This is a genomic window from Prevotella herbatica (assembly GCF_017347605.1).
Taxonomy (GTDB): Bacteria; Bacteroidota; Bacteroidia; order Bacteroidales; family Bacteroidaceae; genus Prevotella; species Prevotella herbatica.
Genome location: NZ_AP024484.1, coordinates 1347514 through 1365666, shown reverse-complemented (window position 1 = coordinate 1365666; position 18153 = coordinate 1347514). Strand labels below are relative to the sequence as shown.

Genomic DNA, 18153 nt, shown 5'->3' with positions numbered 1-18153 from the left:
TATAAATATAAAAGGAGTGGTTTTTCTTTGATATTCAGCTAAATAACTGTAACTTTGCAGCCTAAAAGTTTTTAATGTATATTTAAAAGAAAGGATTAAGATATATGCCTTATTTATTTTCTTCAGAATCAGTTTCAGAAGGACATCCTGATAAAGTTTCAGATCAAATATCAGATGCCTTACTTGATCAGTTTCTTGCGTACGACGAGAATTCTCATTGTGCGATAGAGACGTTCTGTACTACCGGACAGGTAATTATTATGGGCGAAGTGCGTTCAAAAGAATACATTGATTTGCAGACAATTGCCCGCAATACAATAAAGAATATCGGATATACAAAGGCCGAGTATCAGTTTGATGGTGATTCTTGTGGTATTCTTACAGCTATTCATGAGCAAAGTGATGATATAAATCGTGGTGTAAGTCGTGCTGACGAGGAAAATCAAGGTGCTGGCGACCAAGGTATGATGTTTGGATATGCTTCAAATGAAACAGAGGATTACATGCCAGTATCTCTATATCTGTCACATCTTCTTATGAGTACGCTTGCCGAAATACGTAAGGAAGGCAAAGTGATGACATATTTGCGTCCAGACTCAAAGAGTCAGGTTACGATAAAATATAGTGATGAGAATGTGCCTTTGTGTATTGATACAATTGTTGTGAGCACACAGCATGACCCGTTTGACGACGACGATGATATAATGCTTGCCAAAATCAAGGACGATGTTATACATATTCTAATTCCGCGGGTAAAGGCAAAACTTGGCGACAAGGTACTTGCTTTGTTCAATGATGATATTAAATATTTCGTTAACCCAACAGGAAAATTCGTTATTGGAGGCCCTCATGGGGATACAGGACTTACGGGTCGTAAGATAATTGTTGATACTTATGGTGGTAAGGGTGCTCATGGTGGTGGCGCTTTTTCAGGGAAAGATCCTTCAAAGGTAGACCGTTCTGCAGCTTATGCAGCACGATATATAGCAAAGAACATGGTTGCAGCAGGTGTTGCTGATGAAATGTTGGTGCAGTTGGCTTATGCAATAGGTGTAGCACAACCTGTAAGTATTTATGTTGATACATACGGTCGCAGCAATGTTAAGATGTCTGATGGTGAGATTGCTGAGAAAATTAAACAAATGTTTGACCTTCGTCCAAAGGCAATAGAGCGCATATTGAAACTGCGTCAGCCTATTTATCTTGAAACAGCAGCTTACGGTCACATGGGAAGGAAGAACCAATTGGTGACAAAAACATTCACCAGTAGATATAATGAAGCAAAAACGGTTGAAGTAGAATTGTTTACATGGGAAAAGTTAGACCGTGTGAATGAAATTAAGACCGCGTTTGATATTTAGTTAAAACCATAAAGAGGGGACGAATATTTCGGATCCGTCCTTTTATATGATACAGCAAGAAGATTCCATAGTAAATGAAAATACACAGCAGAAGGCCTTAGTAGGGTTTCCGCATGTGAAAACGCAACCAACACCAGCGCAGATACTTAGTTGGTTGCCTAAGAATGCTACGCCTGAGCAGCAGGATTCTGCCATTCAGGCAAATATAAAGCCCAGTGATATTCATTGGAGCTCTATGCCCGATACATTACACCTTCCTGGGCAACCTGTTGGTAAGAGCTGGCGTGATGTGAATCTGCCAAAATATTACAAGGAATCGTTTTTTTCTAATTCACCTTGGTTTCATCCAGAGCTGTCTGGAGGGCGTGTTGGCGTAGCTGGCGATCCTGTGCCTTATACTATTGCTGGTGATAACCTTATAACAGGAATCTTACTTGCTTGTTTCCTGTTGGCAATGGTGGCTTTTGCCCAGTCTCATAAGTTTATTGTGCGTCAGGCGAAAAACTTCTTTTATGTTCAGCATGGTGAAACAACCACGATGACAGAAACATCAGGGGAGTTTCGTTTTCAGTTCTTTTTGATGTTGCAGACGTGTCTCCAATTTTCACTATTGTTCTTTCTTTATGCGCGTTCAGTTATTAGTGATACCTTCATCGTTGAACAATATAAGGTGGTTGGCTTTTTCTCGGCAGTAATACTGGTCTATTTTCTGATAAAGTTCGTTGCTTATACGATAGTTAATCTCACATTCTTTGACAAAAAGACAAATGAACAATGGATAAAATCATTTTTATTTATAAATTCAGTTGAAGGATTGTTGGTGTTTCCTGTCGTAATGTTAGTTGCATATTTTGGATTGGCATTGAAAACAGCTTTGATTTATACAGTTATAGTCGTGGTTTTGTTAAAAATACTGTCCTTGTACAAGACATATATAATCTTTTTCAGACAAAAAGGCGCCTTTTTGCAAGATATTTTGTACTTTTGTGCACTCGAAGTAATGCCTTTACTCACATTATGGGGAGTATTGACAGCTATAAATGGTTATTTGAAAATAAATTTTTAGGACATAATGATTAAGAAGATTCTGATCTCTCAGCCTAAGCCAACAAGCGATAAGTCACCATATTATGACATCGCTAATCAGTTTGGCGTGGAATTGGATTTCCGTCCGTTTTTCAAAATAGAGGGTATCTCTTCAAGAGAATTCCGTGAACAGAAAGTTAGTCTGCTTGCTCATACAGCGGTTGTCTTTACATCGCGCCATGCTATAGACAATTATTTCAAGCTAGCTAAAGATCTGCGTATTACTATTCCTGAAGATATGAAGTATTTTTGTCTTATTGAGACAGTTGCACTTTATATCCAGAAATACGTGCAGTATCGTAAACGAAAAATTTTCTTTGGTACTACTGGCAAAATTGATGGTCTGTTGCCACTTATGCTTAAACATAAGACAGAAAAATTCCTTGTACCGCTAAGTGATGTTCATAATGATGATATTAAGGATATGCTTGATGCAAAGAATTTAAAGCATACCGTTTGTACGATGTATCGTACTGTGAGCAATGATTTTACGGAAGAGGAAAAGCAAAACTTTGATTATGATATGATGATCTTCTTTAGCCCAACTGGTGTTAAGGCTTTAAAGAAAAACTTCCCTGATTTTAAACAGGGCGATATTAAGGTCGCAGCCTTTGGTCCTGCTACTGCTAAAGAAGTAGATGCCCAAGGTTTGCGTCTTGACCTCCTTGCGCCTAACAAAGATTATCCATCAATGACCGGTGCGCTAAAGGCTTTTCTTGAGAAAAATAAAAAATAATGTCGGCATCCCAAGCTGAAAATCTGACTAAGCAAGAGCGTGTTTGTAGCAAGTTGCTGATTGATCGACTCTTTAATGGGGGCAAAAGTCATTCTATGTCTGCTTACCCACTAAGGGTAGTCTATATGTATATGCCATCTGATGATATCTCTAATGATGAACCAAATACTCAGATTCTTGTCAGTGTACCTAAAAAATGCTTTAAACGTGCAGTAAAGCGTAATCGCGTGAAACGGCAGGTGCGGGAGGCTTACAGACGAAATCGTATTCTCGTATCGGAAAGGGTGCCAGATGGATGTAGCGTGGTGATGGCTTTTATATGGCTTGACTCAAAACTATATGATACTGCAGTAGTAGAAGCTAAGATGAAAAATCTTATTCAACGTGTTAGCGAGAAAATATGAAATTAATGATTAACATATTGCATCATGTGTCGAGAGCCATTGCTTGGATTCTCGTATTGCCAATATTGTTTTATCAGAGATTTATTACTCCTTATACTCCGCCTTCTTGTAGATTTACTCCCACATGCTCAGAGTATGCGCGACAGGCTATACTAAAGTATGGACCGATAAAAGGGCTGGGGTTGGCTATATGGAGAATATTAAGATGTAATCCTTGGGGTGGTAGTGGATATGATCCGGTGCCGTAAGTTTCCTGTAACGGGTCCCAGTAATATAATTAATAATTAGGCGAGAATATTTGTTCGCCTTTTAATTGGAATAATATAATAATGTCAAAAAACTTTGTTGAAGAACTGAAATGGCGTGGTATGCTGGCTCAGATTATGCCGGGTACAGAGGAATATCTACAGTCGCACATGGTGTCGGCTTATTTGGGTACAGACCCAACGGCAGACTCTTTACATATTGGTCACCTTTGTGGAATTATGATGCTTAGCCACTTGCAGCGTTGTGGTCACAAACCATATCTCCTTGTAGGTGGTGCTACTGGTATGATTGGTGATCCTTCTGGCAAGAGTCAGGAACGTAATCTTTTGGATTCTGATACATTATATCATAACCAGGAGGCTATAAAGCAGCAGGTATCTAAGTTCTTGGATTTTGACGGTGATGCTCCAAACAAGGCAGAACTTGTTAATAACTACGATTGGATGAAAGATTTCTCTTTTCTTGATTTCGTTCGTGAGGTTGGAAAGCATATCACCGTTAATTACATGATGGCTAAAGACTCCGTGCAGAAGCGTCTTAATGGTGAGGCTCGTGACGGTCTGTCTTTCACTGAGTTCACTTATCAGTTACTTCAAGGTTATGACTTCCTTTATCAATATCAGAAATATGGTGTAAGATTGCAGCTTGGTGGTAATGACCAGTGGGGCAATATGACAACAGGAACTGAGTTGATACGTCGTACTCTTGGTAGTGAATCAGAGGCCTTCTGTCTTACATGTCCTTTGATAACAAAGGCTGATGGAAAGAAATTCGGTAAGACTGAGAGTGGTAATATCTGGCTTGACCGTAACCGTACGACTCCTTATGCTTTCTATCAGTTTTGGTTGAATGTAAGTGATGATGATGCTGAAAGATATATAAAGATATTCACAAGCCTTGAAAAGGACGTAATTGATGCTCTTATTGAAGAGCATAAACAGGATCCTGGTAGACGTGTTCTTCAGAAACGTCTTGCAGAGGAAGTTACTGTCATGGTTCATTCAAAGGAAGATCTTGAAATGGCTATTGCTGCAAGTAATATCCTCTTTGGAAAAGCAACAAAAGAGAGCCTTTCAAAACTTGACGAGGCCACTCTTAATGATGTATTTAAGGATGTTCCGCATTACACAATCGACAAGTCTTTGCTTGGTGGAACAGCTGTAGACCTGTTTAATCAGGACGGTATGGAGATATTTCCAAGCAAGAGTGAAATGCGCAAACTGGTAAAAGGCGGTGGCGTAAACTTGAATAAAGAGAAGGTTGCAGCTTTTGATCAAATGATAACTTCTGATGATCTTATTGACGGAAAATATCTCCTCGTACAGCGTGGAAAGAAGAATTATTACTTAATTACAGTAAAGTAAACGCTTAAAAATTTGGTAGTAGATGAAAAATCTATTACCTTTGCACCCGAAATTGGAAACAATTCATATTGATTGTCCCATGGTGTAATGGTAGCACTACAGTTTTTGGTTCTGTCAGTGGTGGTTCGAATCCGCCTGGGACAACATAAAAAATCCGCGATTCCTAATATATAAAAAAGGATTTGCGGGTTTTTTTGTTTATGATTTGTACAACAAATGTACAATATTAACCGTTAATTATAGAAAAAACTAATGGATTTACTTTTTGCTGATAAAGCACGCAAATACTCAAAAAAGCAAAATGGATGATGCTTCATAAGCATATTTGTAATAATTAGTCAAATATACATATGTGAAAATCAACAAATATTTATTATATTAAACCAATGAAAAAACAATTATTTTTTTTAGCAGCATTGCTTATGATTGCTTCAAGTGTTTGTGCTCAGCAGAAGGCAGGAACATTCTCTATCACACCAAAAATTGGTGTAACTGCAAGTAACTTCTCTGGTGATATGCCTGCTATTGTAAATTACGTATTAATGTCTCAAGATAACACTGAAGAACCACTAAGATGGATTTCCATGTCAGATGGACCTGTCGTAGAAATGGGTACAGTAGGATTTGGAGAAAGCAAAAACAAGTTTGGATTTACTGCTGGTGTAGAAGCACAGTATCAATTCTCAAAAATCATCGGTCTTTCTTTAGGAGTATTCTACACTCAACAAGGGGCAAGCTACGACACAAAAGGTTTCTCAAATACTTCAAAAGATGGAGTTAAAGTTGCGATTAATGATAATTTGAAGATTAATCTCAATAGTATTACAATGCCAATTTTGGCTAATGTTTATATATGGAAAGGTCTTGCCGTAAAAGTGGGGCTGCAGCCTGAATTAGCAGTTAGCAAGAAAACGGGTGGTGATGTCACTATTAGCTATCAAGGTCCATCGATATCAGCAGTTCATAGTGATGTGGAAGGAATAAGATCATTCTCTCTTTCTGTACCTGTAGGTGTAAGCTATGAATATAAGAATATTGTTGCTGATCTGAGATACAACATTGGCGTAACAGACTTGCGAAAGGATGGCGATGCAGGATGGGGTGGAAATAATTCCAGATCAACTTCTCAAAATAGGACCTTGTCGTTTACCGTTGGTTATAAGTTTGAATTATAGTACAATGTCTGGATGGGTTATATTCCGCCAGACTCTGTTTTTTTTAGCCCTACATGCAAATTAGAGTACTAACACGGATGGTATATGAAACGAGAAGAATAAGTTTCTATAGTCACTGATATTATATACTTCAGATGAAAGATAAATGTTGAAAAATAGGTCTTTTCAAATTAATTTTGTATTTTTGCATCAGACTACTCTGATAACTTAATAGTAAAACAAAAGATAATGGATACATTTTCAAAAAACTTTTCATTGGAAGGTAAAGTAGCATTGGTAACAGGTGCTGCTTATGGTATTGGATTTGCAATTGCCGAAGCTTATGCTAAGGCTGGTGCTAAAGTTGCGTTCAACTGCCGCAGTCAGAAACATCTTGATCAGGCAATGGCTGATTATCAAGCAAAAGGTATTGATGCAAAAGGATATATTGCTGACGTAACTGATGAGGCTCAGGTCAAGGGGCTTATTACAACAATAGAAAAAGAACTTGGTACTATTGATATTCTTGTTAATAATGCAGGAATCATTAAGCGTATTCCTATGGATGAGATGAGTGTTGAGGAATTCCGTCAAGTTATTGATATTGATCTTAATGCACCTTTTATTGTCTCAAAGGCTGTTATTCCTGAAATGAAGAAAAAAGGTCATGGAAAGATAATTAATATCTGCTCAATGATGAGTGAACTTGGACGCGAAACAGTAAGCGCCTATGCTGCTGCCAAGGGTGGATTGAAGATGCTTACACGTAATATCTGTTCTGAGTTTGGTGAGTATAACATACAGTGTAATGGTATCGGTCCAGGTTATATAGCAACACCACAGACAGCACCGCTTCGTGAGTTACAGCCAGATGGAAGCCGTCAGCCTTTTGATAGCTTTATTATAAGTAAAACTCCTGCTGCGCGTTGGGGTACTCCAGAAGACTTAATGGGACCAGCAGTGTTCCTTGCTTCAGACGCAAGTGATTTCGTAAATGGTCATGTTTTGTATGTAGATGGAGGTATTTTGGCTTATATTGGCAAACAACCTAAATAAGTATCTGAAATAAAAAGAAAAGAGCGGCTCGTTAGAGTCGCTCTTTTATGTTGAATAATCTTTTACAATTATTTATTTACTGCATCAGAAAGCTCTGCGCCAGCCTTGAACTTTGCAACCTTCTTTGCTGCAATCTGAATCTTAGCCTTTGTAGCTGGGTTAATGCCTTCACGAGCAGGGCGCTCGTTAACACTGAATGTACCGAAGCCTACAAGCTGGATTTTGTCACCTGCAACTAAAGCGTCTTTAATTGCAGCTGTTGTTGCGTCCAATGCCTTTTTTGCATCTGCTTTGCTCAGACCTGCGCCTGCAGCAATCTTGTCGATTAATTCTGTCTTGTTCATAACTTTGAATTATTTAATGATTATTTATATAAAAAATATCTTTTCTGGTGACAAATATAGGTTATTCATTTCATAAAACAAACAAAAAAACAAAAAAAGTGATTTATTTTTCGAAAATTTGTGGTAAACCTTGTGTATTAGTAGTGTTTAAGGGATATTTTTCGTAATTTTGTAACCGTTATACAACATTTGTCGAACTATAAGAAATTACATAATATGATGCGCATTCCAACGGTAACAAAGAACTTACTTATAATAAACGTACTGGCATTCTTTGCTATGTACGTACTTCGGTCTGTTAACTTGTTTGGTGGTTCTCCATTAGACTTAAATGATATCCTTGGCTTGCACTTTTTTCTTGCTCCGGATTTCCATATTTATCAATTGGTAACTTACATGTTTATGCATGCCACTTTTACGCATATATTCTTCAATATGTTTGCCTTGTGGATGTTTGGTATGATTGTAGAAAGAACATGGGGTGCAAAACGCTTCCTTTTTTATTACATTTCTTGTGGAATTGGTGCAGGACTTTTTCAGGAATTAGCGCAGTTCTTTGATTTGTATTTTATGATTTCATCTCAGAATGCAAGTGTTTCTGTAATGCATTTGCCTGAGGTTGCAAGGCAAGCACTTAATGCCTGGACTACAGTTGGTGCGTCGGGTTCTATATATGGTGTGCTTTTGGCATTTGGAATGTTATTTCCAAACGAGAAGTTATTTATTATTCCAATCCCTTTTCCTATCAAGGCTAAATGGTTTGTCATGATATATGCTGGCATAGAACTGTTTTCAGCAATGGCCACGACTGGAGATGGTGTTGCTCATGTTGCCCACCTTGGTGGAATGGTTGTGGGTTTCTTCATGATAAAATATTGGCGTCGCCATGCTTATCGTGGTTCTAATATGGCTGGGGGAAATCAATTTTTTGATACCTTAAAGCGCAAGTGGGATAAACGCGGTAGTGGCAAGAAATTTAGCACATGGCATAATAAAAATTCAGAAACTGAAAATTATAATTCTCATAACAGCGACTGGGATTACAATGCGCGCAAAAAGGCAGAACAAGATGATATAGACCGTATTCTTGACAAAATACGCAAGAGTGGATATGATAGTCTGACTGCAGAAGAGAAGCGTTGTCTTTTTGAGAACAGTAAGAAGAATTGAAAGTATTATTATGTTTGGTTCTATAAGGAAATTCCTTCTGCAACTGATAGCTGGAGCTAATCTGGCAACGATCTTTATAATGTTATTTATTGGTTATTCAGATCGACTCGACCCTGTAAAGCATGGAGTGTTGGCTAATGCCGGATTGGTCTTTCCAATATTCTTGCTGATAAATTTTTGTTTTTTAGTCTTTTGGTTGTGTTTCAAAAAAATTGGGGTTTTAATACCTTTGCTTGGATATATATTCTGTTATATTCCGATACGTACATATATTCCATTTAATATACCTCGCACTCCGCCTGATGGTGCGATAAAGGTTATGTCATACAATGTGTGGTCGTTTGCCGGTTGGGAACGTTTTCCTGATGGTAAGTTCCCTATATTAGAATATATTCGTCAACAGAAAGCTGATATCTTGTGTTTGCAGGAAGCTTTAACAAATGAAATAGGAAAGGCTAGAGTTGACTCTGTGATGAATAAGCTGTATCAATATAGAGATACGGCAATGAGTAGACCTGGAGGGGACTGCATCGCTATATATAGCAGGTATCCAATAGTTTCTCGAGAGCGCATTCAATATCCTTCAAAGGGTAATCTCAGTATGGCTTATGAAATAAAGAAAGGTAGCGATACTATTATTGTTGTTAATAATCATTTAGAGACCACAGGACTCTCTGTTGAGGATAAATCAAGTTTCAAATCAATGGTAAAAGGAAACCTTGAAGGAACTGCCGCAAAGAAAGCTTCTTATCATTTAGTTGACAAACTTAGTGAGGCATCAATAAAGCGTGCCCCTCAGGCAGACGCTGTAGCTAGATATTTAAGCAAGCACCTTGGTCGAAGTATTATTCTTTGTGGTGATTTTAACGACACACCTATATCCTATGCTCATCATGTAATATCCAAGAATCTAACAGATTGCTATGTAGAAAGTGGTAATGGGCTAGGTTTCAGTTATCATGAAGGTGGAATGTATGTGAGAATAGACAATATTATGTGCTCAAGTGATTGGCAACCTTTTGAGTGTAAAGTTGATAGCAAAATAAAAGATTCTGACCATTATCCAATCTTTTGTTGGCTAAAAAAGCGGGGAAAACCCTAAAAAATGAATAATTACAGGCTATAAATTTCTTAAAGTGACAAAAAAATGTTATTTTTGCACTTCTATATATAGTCTGTGAATTATATAGAGAACATAGAAAAACAAATAATTTATAACATAATAAAAAATGCAAAACAAAGGAATTGTAATTTGTACAGCTGTCCTACTGACACTTGCAAGCATTTTCTATCTGTCATTCTCGTTCGCCACACGTTATTACGACGGCGAGGCTGCAAAGCTTAAAGACCCTATTGCGCAACAGGATTATAAAGATTCTGTTAAATACTTGGGTATTTATTCTTATCAGAAGTGCTTGGAAACTCAAATTGGTCTTGGTCTGGATCTTAAAGGTGGTATGAATGTGGTTTTGGAAATATCAGTACCTGATGTTGTCGAGACTCTAGCTGACCACAAGACAGACGTAGCTTTCACTAAGTCAATGAAGCAGGCTAAAGCCGAAGAGGAAACTAGCCAGAGTGATTTTCTCTCTCTCTTCGTTAAGTATTATCATCAGAATGCACCAGGACATCGTCTAGCAGAAATCTTCGCTACTCAGCAATTGCAGGGTAAGGTTTCTCCACAGAGTTCTGATTCTGAGGTAGAGAAGGTGCTTCGTGCTAATATTCAATCTGCGATAGATAACTCTTTCAATGTGGTTCGTACTCGTATTGATAAGTTTGGCGTTGTTCAGCCTAATATCCAGAAACTTGAAGGTCAGGCAGGTCGTATCATGGTTGAAATGCCAGGTATTAAGGAACCTGAACGTATGCGTAAGCTACTTCAAGGTAGTGCAAACCTAGAATTCTGGGAGACATATAATGCCAGTGAGATTATTCCTTATCTGACACAGCTTGATTCTCGTCTTGCAAATGGTGGTGACGCTGATACTGCAACTGTAAAGAAGGCTGCTCTAAAGAAAGCTGTTGCAAAAGTTGAGCCTAAGTTCAAAATTAAGAGTACAGCTAAGGAGGATGCTTCAGAAGCAAGCAGAGCACAAATTAACGCTGCAAAGAAAATGCATCCATTGCTTGCAATGTTGCAGACAACAGGACAGAATTCTCTTAGCGTTGTTGGATATGCAAGTGTACGCGATACAGCTGCTGTAAACCGAGTAATTCATAGTGCTGCAGCAAAGCAGATATTACCATCAGATCTTAAACTTCTTTGGAGTGCTAAGCCTGCTGATGGAATTCAGGCAAAAAATATATATGAACTTCATGCTTTGAAGGTTACTACGACTACAGGTCGCGCACCACTTGAGGGTGATGTTGTAACAGATGCAAGTGATCAGTTTGATCATTTGTCTGGTTCGCCAGAGGTTTCAATGACCATGAATTCTGATGGTGCACGCCGTTGGGCAGCCTTGACAAAGGCTAACGTTGGTAGAGCTATAGCTATTGTTCTTGATAACGCTGTATATTCAGCTCCTCGTGTAAATGGTGAGATTGATGGTGGCCAGTCTTCTATTAGCGGAAACTTTACTATAGAGGATACTAAGGACCTTGCCAATACATTGAAGTCTGGTCGTATGCCTGCACCTGCGCGAATTGTACAGGAAGAAATTGTTGGTCCTACATTGGGTGCAGCTTCTATTCAGCAGGGTGTCGTTTCTTTTGCCATAGCTTTCGTTCTGTTGATTTTGTATATGGTTGTCATGTATAATTTCATCCCAGGTATGATTGCTAATGCTGCTCTTATCATCAATGTATTCTTTACACTTGGTATATTGACGTCCTTCCAGGCGGCACTAACGATGAGTGGTATTGCCGGTATGGTGTTGTCATTAGGTACGGCAGTCGATGCCAATGTGCTTATATATGAACGAATAAAAGAGGAACTTCGAGCCGGCAAGGGAATGAAACAGGCTGTTTCTGCTGGTTATAGCAATGCTTTCTCCGCCATTTTTGACTCAAACCTTACATCTCTTATAACTGGTGTAATTCTTTATATATTCGGTACAGGTCCTATTCAGGGATTTGCTACAACATGGATTATAGGTATTATATGTTCTTTCTTCAGTGCCGTATTCTTGACACGTCTAGTTTATGAACATCAGCTTAACAAAGACCGTTGGATGAAACTTAAGTTTTGGACAGGCATAAGCAAAAACCTTATGCAGGGTACAAATATTAAGTTCATGTCAATGTACAAGGGTACATTTGTTGTGACTGGTCTTGCTGTGATTTTGTTTGCTGGAAGTTTCTTTGTACGTGGTTTAGCAAAGAGCATTGACTTTACTGGTGGTCGTAATTATGTTGTTCAGTTTGAGAAACCAACACAGCCAGAACAAGTTCGCGAAGCCCTTGTTGGGATATTCCCAGGCTGTACATCAGGTGCAATATCACTTGGTACAGATAACAAGACAATCCGTATTTCTACTAACTATAAGATAGAATCAAATAGTGCTAGTGTTGACGACGAGGTTGAAACCATGCTTTATAATGGGCTAAAGAAAACAGGAATGGTAAGTCAGAAGAATGTTGAGTCATTCAAGAATCCTGACGTTCGTACCGGTGGTTCAATAATTAGTTCTTCTAAAGTTGGTCCTTCTATAGCTAAAGATGTTACCTATGGTGCTATCCTTAGTGTACTTATAGCATTGGTGGCTATATTCTTGTATATCCTTCTACGCTTCCGTAATGTAGCGTTCTCTTTAGGATCAACCATAGCTCTTGCTTTTGATGCTTTGACTGTTGTTGGTATTTTCTCATTGTTGCAAGGTGTATTACCATTCTCTCTTGAGGTGGATCAGACTTTCATTGGTGCAGTGCTTACTGTTATTGGTTATTCAATTAACGATAAGGTGGTGGTATTCGACCGTATACGTGAAAATTTGGGACTCCATCCTAAGGAAGACATACAGGTTTTGTTCAATGATTCAATCAATCAAACACTTGCTCGTACTATTAATACATCAACCACAACATTGATTGTATTGATTGTTATCTTGTTGCTTGGTGGTAAGAGTATTCAGCCATTTGCGTTTGCAATGACAATTGGTGTTGTATTTGGAACATTGTCTTCAATATTTATTGCTTCACCTATCGCTTACCTAGTAGCAGGTAAAGAGATACGCAACCGCAAAAAAGTTGAAGAAGCAAAAGCTGTAGAGGTTAAGTAATCTCGTCTTATAAATATAAGACAAAATATAAATATTAAAGCCCATCGACACTAATGTCGATGGGCTTTTTGTTATCATTCAATTGCGCTCATTTACACATATATTAATATATATTATTGTCTTTCTTGCTTATCTTCTTGGTATGTATTTTTTTCTTTGCATTTTATGAAGAACTATAAAAATCATGAATTTTATCTTTTAAAATAGGATAGCTAACTATTTATATGTAACTTTGCAATCTGATTGATAGTATTCTTATTAGTGATACTTATTATCTACTATTTGCATTAACAGATTATTTGGAAAAATTGAAATATAGTAAAGATGCCTGATAAAGTTTTAAATGTTATCGTTACTCACAATAGGTTAAATGACGTGAAAATATGTATTGAGAATGTAAAAAATCAAACATACAAAAATTTAGATATTCTTGTCGTAAATAATGGAAGTTCTGATGGAACAACAGAGTTTTTGGCTGAGCAAACAGACATAAATGTTATTAATCAAGATAACTTAGGCGGTGCTGGAGGTTTCTGCACTGGCATGAAATATATGATGGATAATGGCTATAACTGGCTTTGGATGATGGATGACGATGGTATTCCTGACTCTAACCAATTGGAAACACTTATAGACTTTAATAAAAAAACGGGATTTGTTTTTCTGAATGCATTGGTTATAGATAAAGATGATCACAAGAGACTTGCTTTTGGACCGCTAAATGGACATAGATATATATATGTTGATGAAGTAACAGAAAACGAAGATTTTGATAAAATGATTTATCCATTTAACGGAACATTAATAAAACGAGAAGTTATCAAGAAAATAGGATTAATTAAAAAAGAATGTTTTATCTGGGGTGACGAGCAAGAATACACTTTACGTGCAACACGAGCTGGGTACACTACTCATACTGTTACTAATGCTATACACTATCATCCAAGAGAGAAGGGGCTTAAAGGTCGTATGCTCCCAGGCTTCTCACATAAGAATGTTCTTGTGAAACCCAAATCTCTTTCACACTATTTTTACAGAAATCAAGGCTATATAGACCATACATATAGGAATTACCATCACATTTTTACTAAGTTCATTATAAGAAATTCTGTTTACTTTATACGTACGGGACAATTTGAGGAACTATACAAGCTCTTCAAGTATTATATCTGCGGATGGCATAATAAATATGAAAATCTTAATGAAGTCTAGATTGACGTGTTGTATATTCCGCAGTCTGAGTCATAGAGAATACATAGTTGCGAAGATATGAGAATTGCTTAATATTCTTATTCTGTCGCAACTTTCCATTTGGAGCTACATCATAGCAGAAACTTCTATTCATTGATGGATTGAAAATGTAACAACGTTTAGCATCTCGTCCTACGATTTCATTATCAGCAGAATAAAAGGCTTTAGTTCGCTTGCAATTTATTGCGTTTATTCCAAAGCCATTGTATTTGTAAGACATGTTTAGCAGTTGTAGCAAAGTCGGCATTACGTCTATCTGCTCCATAAGGTTATTACACTTCATTGTAGGAATATCTGCGCCAAATATCATGAGTGGAATGTGATTGTATGAAACAGGCAGTTCGCAATTACTATTACCAACAAGCTTTCCATGATCGGCGAGTATAACGAAAACAGTGTTTTTATACCATGGTTGCTTCTTTGCCTTTTCAAGGAAATCGCCAATTGCCCAATCTGCATATTCAACAATTTGTGTTTCTGGCTTTGAGGTCTTTGCATGGAAAAAAGACGGAATAATATATGGGGGATGATTACTAATTGTAAGTAGAGTAGCAAAGAATGGTTTGCCGCTCTTAGATACCTTATTTATAATAGGTAGTGAATAGTTGAACAAGAAATGATCGCTTACTCCGAAACTATTCACAACTTCATTCTTAGGATAGTTCTCTTGAGAGTAAATGTCATCATAGCCGTTAGTTGAAAAAAACGCCTTCATATTATCATACTGTGCCTCATGAGTCATGAAAAACAAGTTATGATACCCATATCTTTTCAATACGGTAGGAATGCCGTCTCGATGTGGTGTAACAGTACCTTTCATTAGGTTTCTAGACATTATGGCTGGAAAGGAATAAAGTGCAGCTGTCATACCTTGATTGGTATGTATGCCAGCACTATAACAGTTGGTGAAGGCTAGTGAATGATTAAATAACGAATCAAGATTAGGTGTGAGCCGTTCATTTTGTCCGAAAGTCTGCATTAGACTAGCAGACATAGACTCCATTAATATCACAACAACATTGTGTTTCTTGGCAGGTCCACAAGTCTTTATGTCTCGTGAAAGTACATTAGTGCTGTCAATCTTCCCTGTAATTCCAAGCGAAGCCCTTGCCTGTGTTATTGCTTTTCCATAAGGCATTAGGTGGATCTCTTTATTTTCCTTACGCATATCGTCAAGCGAACTAGTAAGAAGATTAAACGCAGGATTGATACCTAGTTGATTTAAGAAAGAATCATTACAATAATAAGCCTCACTAATTTTTATCGGATTATATCCCACTCTGCCACGAATACCGAAAATACAGCCTCCGATGAAAGCACAAGTTACAATAAGACGCAAAGAGACAATAGGTGGAGTCGTGACGTCAGTATGACTTTCTTCAATTTTCTTCCAAAAGACTAAATACTGGTGTTTTAATAAATAGACAAAAATGGAAATAATAATAAAATAGGATGCTATATAAAGCCAGTAAGATGATTCTTGGAATAACATTCCTGACGTTGTTGAAGCATAGCCAAACCATTCAAATATACTCGAATTGATATTTTTGAAGAAATAAGCAAAATACGGAGTGTTAGCTGCAGATGGCATAAATACGATAGCAAACCAAAATGAATACCATATCATCACAGCCTTTAACATCCATTTGCGATAATAGTTGAAACAGGCTGAAAACAATATTACAGCCAATGGCAACACAGATATATAGGATGTAACAACATTATCAAACCATAATCCGTTGACAAATGCAATGAATCTATCAGCTCTATTATCTGTTATCATTCCATGAAGAGAAATATACTCTATAAGTCTGAATAATGACAATGCTAAAATAGCTAATATGTGGATTGATAATATATATTCAATAGTTTTTGTAAAACGTTTCATTTCTTATGCGTAATAAATTCAATACAAAAGTATATAAAATTAAGAGAATAATGCAATAAATGCATCATCAAATAAATAATTATTTGTAATTTTGCCAAAACTAAAGATTTATCTAACAAAAATGAAATTATTATTCCGCAACAAATACTTCTGGTTGCTTTTATTAGTGTGTTCATTCACACTTCTGCCGTTTCTTGGTCTATCTGATTTTCATACTAAGGGCGAGCCTCGTGAAGCTATTGTCTCTTATACTATGCTTGCCAGTGATAATTGGGTGCTACCAACAAACATGGGAGGTGAGACAGCTTATAAGCCACCATTCTTTCATTGGTGTGTTGCTGTTGTAAGTAATGTTTATGGTGCAGTGACTGAAGCTACATCACGAATTCCTTCAGCTGTGGCATTGATAATAATGACTATGGCAACTTTTGTGTTTTTTGCAAAGAGAAAGGGCAATAAGATAGGTATGATCACAGCATTGACAGCCTTTACCAGCTTTGAGCTTCATCGTGCTGGTGCTAATTGCCGTGTGGACATGGTGCTGACAATGCTAACCGTTTGTGCAATATATGACTTGATGAGATGGTATGAGCACAACATGAAAGGTGTTCCTTGGATAGCGATAGTACTAATGGGATTAGGCACGATGACAAAGGGACCTGTTGGTTCTATAATACCATGTATGGTGATGGGAATCTTCATGTTGATGCGCAAGGTGAATTTTTTCCGTGCGTTCTTTACATTAGTCGCATTTGGATTACTATCTCTTTTGATCTATGGTGCATGGTTCTATGCTGCATATCGTCAAGGGGGACAATCATTCCTTGACCTTATGTATGAAGAGAATATTGGTAGAATGACCAATACCATGAACTATGATTCATGTGTGAATCCGTGGCCATACAACTTCCTGACAGTATTCACGGGATACTTGCCTTGGATATTGTTGCTGATCACAACATTGTTTTTTGTGCATTGGAATTTTAAAAAGAGAATCAACCTTAAGAGTATATGGAGTCGTATGCTCTCTATGGATAATATAGATTTATATTCATTAATAGCAATAGTTTCAATATTTGTATTCTATTGTATACCACAGAGTAAACGTTCTGTGTATTTAATGCCTATATATCCGTTCTTAGCATATTTTATAGCTAAACTTCTCGTGTGGCTTTCAGATAGGCAACAGAAACCTTTGCGCATATATGGTGGAATACTTTCTGTGCTATCTACTTTGCTGTTTGTTGTCTTTGTTTTGATAAAGTCTGGTATTGCACCTTTGACTTTGCTAGGAGGACATGGAAAACACGCAATTACAAATATTGCAACCATGCAGGCTTTCGCAAATATAGGAAGTTGGTGGCAATATGTTTTGATATTTTTCACTACCATCATAGGATTCGCATGGTGGAGATATCAAAAAAGACACAATGGTGATAAATTGGTTTATGGCATAATAGTCCTTACTTTTGCACTTTATCTGTCGGTGGACGGAGTTTATACCCCCGCTGCATTAAATGTTAAGTCTCAAAGGGCTGTAGCTGGATGTATAGATAGAATCGCGCCTGAAAGCGAAGGTAAGATCTATGAATATATTGATTATGCTATAAGAACTCCAGGAGACAAACCACACTTCTTCGAGTTGAATTACTATCTTAATAACCGTGTACATAATTTTTATAAAGAGAAGCCTCAGAGCGGTTTCTTGGTGATAACTCATTCTGATTATGAGATGTGTGTGGATGGATTTAAAAAACAGGGATATAAATTCAAGTTCATCAAGAATTGGGCAGAGTTTGATATGGATTTATATCAATTCAATAAATAAAAGTTATTTGTATTCGTGAGA

Annotated in this window: 15 protein-coding genes and 1 tRNA gene; 14 read left to right on the top strand and 2 right to left on the bottom strand. The window is 37.3% G+C overall.

The annotated features are described in order from the left end of the window. Positions 1-104: 104 nt before the first annotated feature. The 9 genes from metK to prwr041_RS05090 all read left to right on the top strand — a co-directional run bounded on the left by metK (position 105) and on the right by prwr041_RS05090 (position 7428). A complete protein-coding gene (gene metK, locus prwr041_RS05130; RefSeq protein ID WP_207155261.1) occupies positions 105-1361 on the top strand; it encodes a methionine adenosyltransferase in 1257 nt (418 codons plus the stop codon). 46 nt (positions 1362-1407) lie between these two features. Beyond that, a complete protein-coding gene (locus tag prwr041_RS05125) occupies positions 1408-2427 on the top strand; it encodes a DUF4271 domain-containing protein (protein ID WP_207155260.1) in 1020 nt (339 codons plus the stop codon). Positions 2428-2433: 6 nt separating this feature from the next. Then, entirely contained in the window at positions 2434-3183 is a 750-nt protein-coding gene (locus prwr041_RS05120; RefSeq protein ID WP_207155259.1) for a uroporphyrinogen-III synthase, read from the top strand. Then, entirely contained in the window at positions 3183-3587 is a 405-nt protein-coding gene (gene rnpA, locus prwr041_RS05115; RefSeq protein ID WP_207155258.1) for a ribonuclease P protein component, read from the top strand. Before prwr041_RS05120 ends, rnpA begins: the two co-directional genes overlap by 1 nt. Positions 3588-3592: 5 nt before the next feature. After that, positions 3593-3835 (top strand): membrane protein insertion efficiency factor YidD, encoded by a 243-nt coding sequence (gene yidD, locus prwr041_RS05110; RefSeq protein WP_394370815.1) that lies wholly within the window; start codon positions 3593-3595, stop codon positions 3833-3835. An 81-nt stretch (positions 3836-3916) separates the two neighbouring features. After that, a complete protein-coding gene (gene tyrS / locus prwr041_RS05105) occupies positions 3917-5218 on the top strand; it encodes a tyrosine--tRNA ligase (RefSeq protein ID WP_207155256.1) in 1302 nt (433 codons plus the stop codon). A gap of 73 nt (positions 5219-5291) precedes the next feature. Further along, positions 5292-5362: transfer RNA gene (locus prwr041_RS05100), tRNA-Gln, on the top strand. 242 nt (positions 5363-5604) lie between these two features. Continuing rightward, entirely contained in the window at positions 5605-6393 is a 789-nt protein-coding gene (locus prwr041_RS05095; protein ID WP_237072309.1) for a porin family protein, read from the top strand. Positions 6394-6621: 228 nt separating this feature from the next. Continuing rightward, positions 6622-7428, top strand: coding sequence for a gluconate 5-dehydrogenase (locus tag prwr041_RS05090; protein ID WP_317194527.1), 807 nt, complete (start codon positions 6622-6624; stop codon positions 7426-7428). A 68-nt stretch (positions 7429-7496) separates the two neighbouring features. Here prwr041_RS05090 and prwr041_RS05085 read toward each other — a convergent pair whose 3' ends face one another. Further along, positions 7497-7772, bottom strand: a complete 276-nt coding sequence (locus tag prwr041_RS05085; RefSeq protein ID WP_018464160.1) for an HU family DNA-binding protein — start codon at positions 7770-7772, stop codon at positions 7497-7499. 216 nt (positions 7773-7988) lie between these two features. Here prwr041_RS05085 and prwr041_RS05080 point away from each other — a divergent pair, with 216 nt between their 5' ends. From prwr041_RS05080 to prwr041_RS05065, 4 genes are all read left to right on the top strand, one after another. Beyond that, positions 7989-8942, top strand: coding sequence for a rhomboid family intramembrane serine protease (locus tag prwr041_RS05080; protein ID WP_207155255.1), 954 nt, complete (start codon positions 7989-7991; stop codon positions 8940-8942). Between the two features lie 10 nt (positions 8943-8952). After that, on the top strand, positions 8953-10044 hold the full coding sequence (locus prwr041_RS05075; protein WP_207155254.1) for an endonuclease/exonuclease/phosphatase family protein: 1092 nt from the start codon (positions 8953-8955) through the stop codon (positions 10042-10044). Between the two features lie 127 nt (positions 10045-10171). Next, the gene (gene secDF, locus prwr041_RS05070) at positions 10172-13165 is read left to right on the top strand and encodes a protein translocase subunit SecDF (RefSeq protein WP_207155253.1); all 2994 of its coding nucleotides are present in this window, start codon (positions 10172-10174) and stop codon (positions 13163-13165) included. Positions 13166-13489: 324 nt separating this feature from the next. Further along, entirely contained in the window at positions 13490-14377 is an 888-nt protein-coding gene (locus prwr041_RS05065; protein WP_207155252.1) for a glycosyltransferase, read from the top strand. On the opposite strand, the gene prwr041_RS05060 is transcribed toward prwr041_RS05065, so the two are convergent. Then, positions 14364-16304, bottom strand: a complete 1941-nt coding sequence (locus tag prwr041_RS05060) for an LTA synthase family protein (RefSeq protein ID WP_207155251.1) — start codon at positions 16302-16304, stop codon at positions 14364-14366. The two genes, prwr041_RS05065 and prwr041_RS05060, sit on opposite strands and share 14 nt — an antisense overlap. A 121-nt stretch (positions 16305-16425) precedes the next feature. Here prwr041_RS05060 and prwr041_RS05055 point away from each other — a divergent pair, with 121 nt between their 5' ends. Beyond that, positions 16426-18132, top strand: a complete 1707-nt coding sequence (locus prwr041_RS05055; protein ID WP_207155250.1) for an ArnT family glycosyltransferase — start codon at positions 16426-16428, stop codon at positions 18130-18132. Positions 18133-18153: the final 21 nt, after the last annotated feature.

Coding starts and splice junctions, on each gene's coding strand:
- metK (WP_207155261.1), top strand. CDS start 105: ATGCCTTATTTATTTTCTTCAGAATCAGTTTCAGAAGGACATCCTGAT.
- prwr041_RS05125 (WP_207155260.1), top strand. CDS start 1,408: ATGATACAGCAAGAAGATTCCATAGTAAATGAAAATACACAGCAGAAG.
- prwr041_RS05120 (WP_207155259.1), top strand. CDS start 2,434: ATGATTAAGAAGATTCTGATCTCTCAGCCTAAGCCAACAAGCGATAAG.
- rnpA (WP_207155258.1), top strand. CDS start 3,183: ATGTCGGCATCCCAAGCTGAAAATCTGACTAAGCAAGAGCGTGTTTGT.
- yidD (WP_394370815.1), top strand. CDS start 3,593: ATGATTAACATATTGCATCATGTGTCGAGAGCCATTGCTTGGATTCTC.
- tyrS (WP_207155256.1), top strand. CDS start 3,917: ATGTCAAAAAACTTTGTTGAAGAACTGAAATGGCGTGGTATGCTGGCT.
- prwr041_RS05095 (WP_237072309.1), top strand. CDS start 5,605: ATGAAAAAACAATTATTTTTTTTAGCAGCATTGCTTATGATTGCTTCA.
- prwr041_RS05090 (WP_317194527.1), top strand. CDS start 6,622: ATGGATACATTTTCAAAAAACTTTTCATTGGAAGGTAAAGTAGCATTG.
- prwr041_RS05085 (WP_018464160.1), bottom strand. CDS start 7,772: ATGAACAAGACAGAATTAATCGACAAGATTGCTGCAGGCGCAGGTCTG.
- prwr041_RS05080 (WP_207155255.1), top strand. CDS start 7,989: ATGATGCGCATTCCAACGGTAACAAAGAACTTACTTATAATAAACGTA.
- prwr041_RS05075 (WP_207155254.1), top strand. CDS start 8,953: ATGTTTGGTTCTATAAGGAAATTCCTTCTGCAACTGATAGCTGGAGCT.
- secDF (WP_207155253.1), top strand. CDS start 10,172: ATGCAAAACAAAGGAATTGTAATTTGTACAGCTGTCCTACTGACACTT.
- prwr041_RS05065 (WP_207155252.1), top strand. CDS start 13,490: ATGCCTGATAAAGTTTTAAATGTTATCGTTACTCACAATAGGTTAAAT.
- prwr041_RS05060 (WP_207155251.1), bottom strand. CDS start 16,304: ATGAAACGTTTTACAAAAACTATTGAATATATATTATCAATCCACATA.
- prwr041_RS05055 (WP_207155250.1), top strand. CDS start 16,426: ATGAAATTATTATTCCGCAACAAATACTTCTGGTTGCTTTTATTAGTG.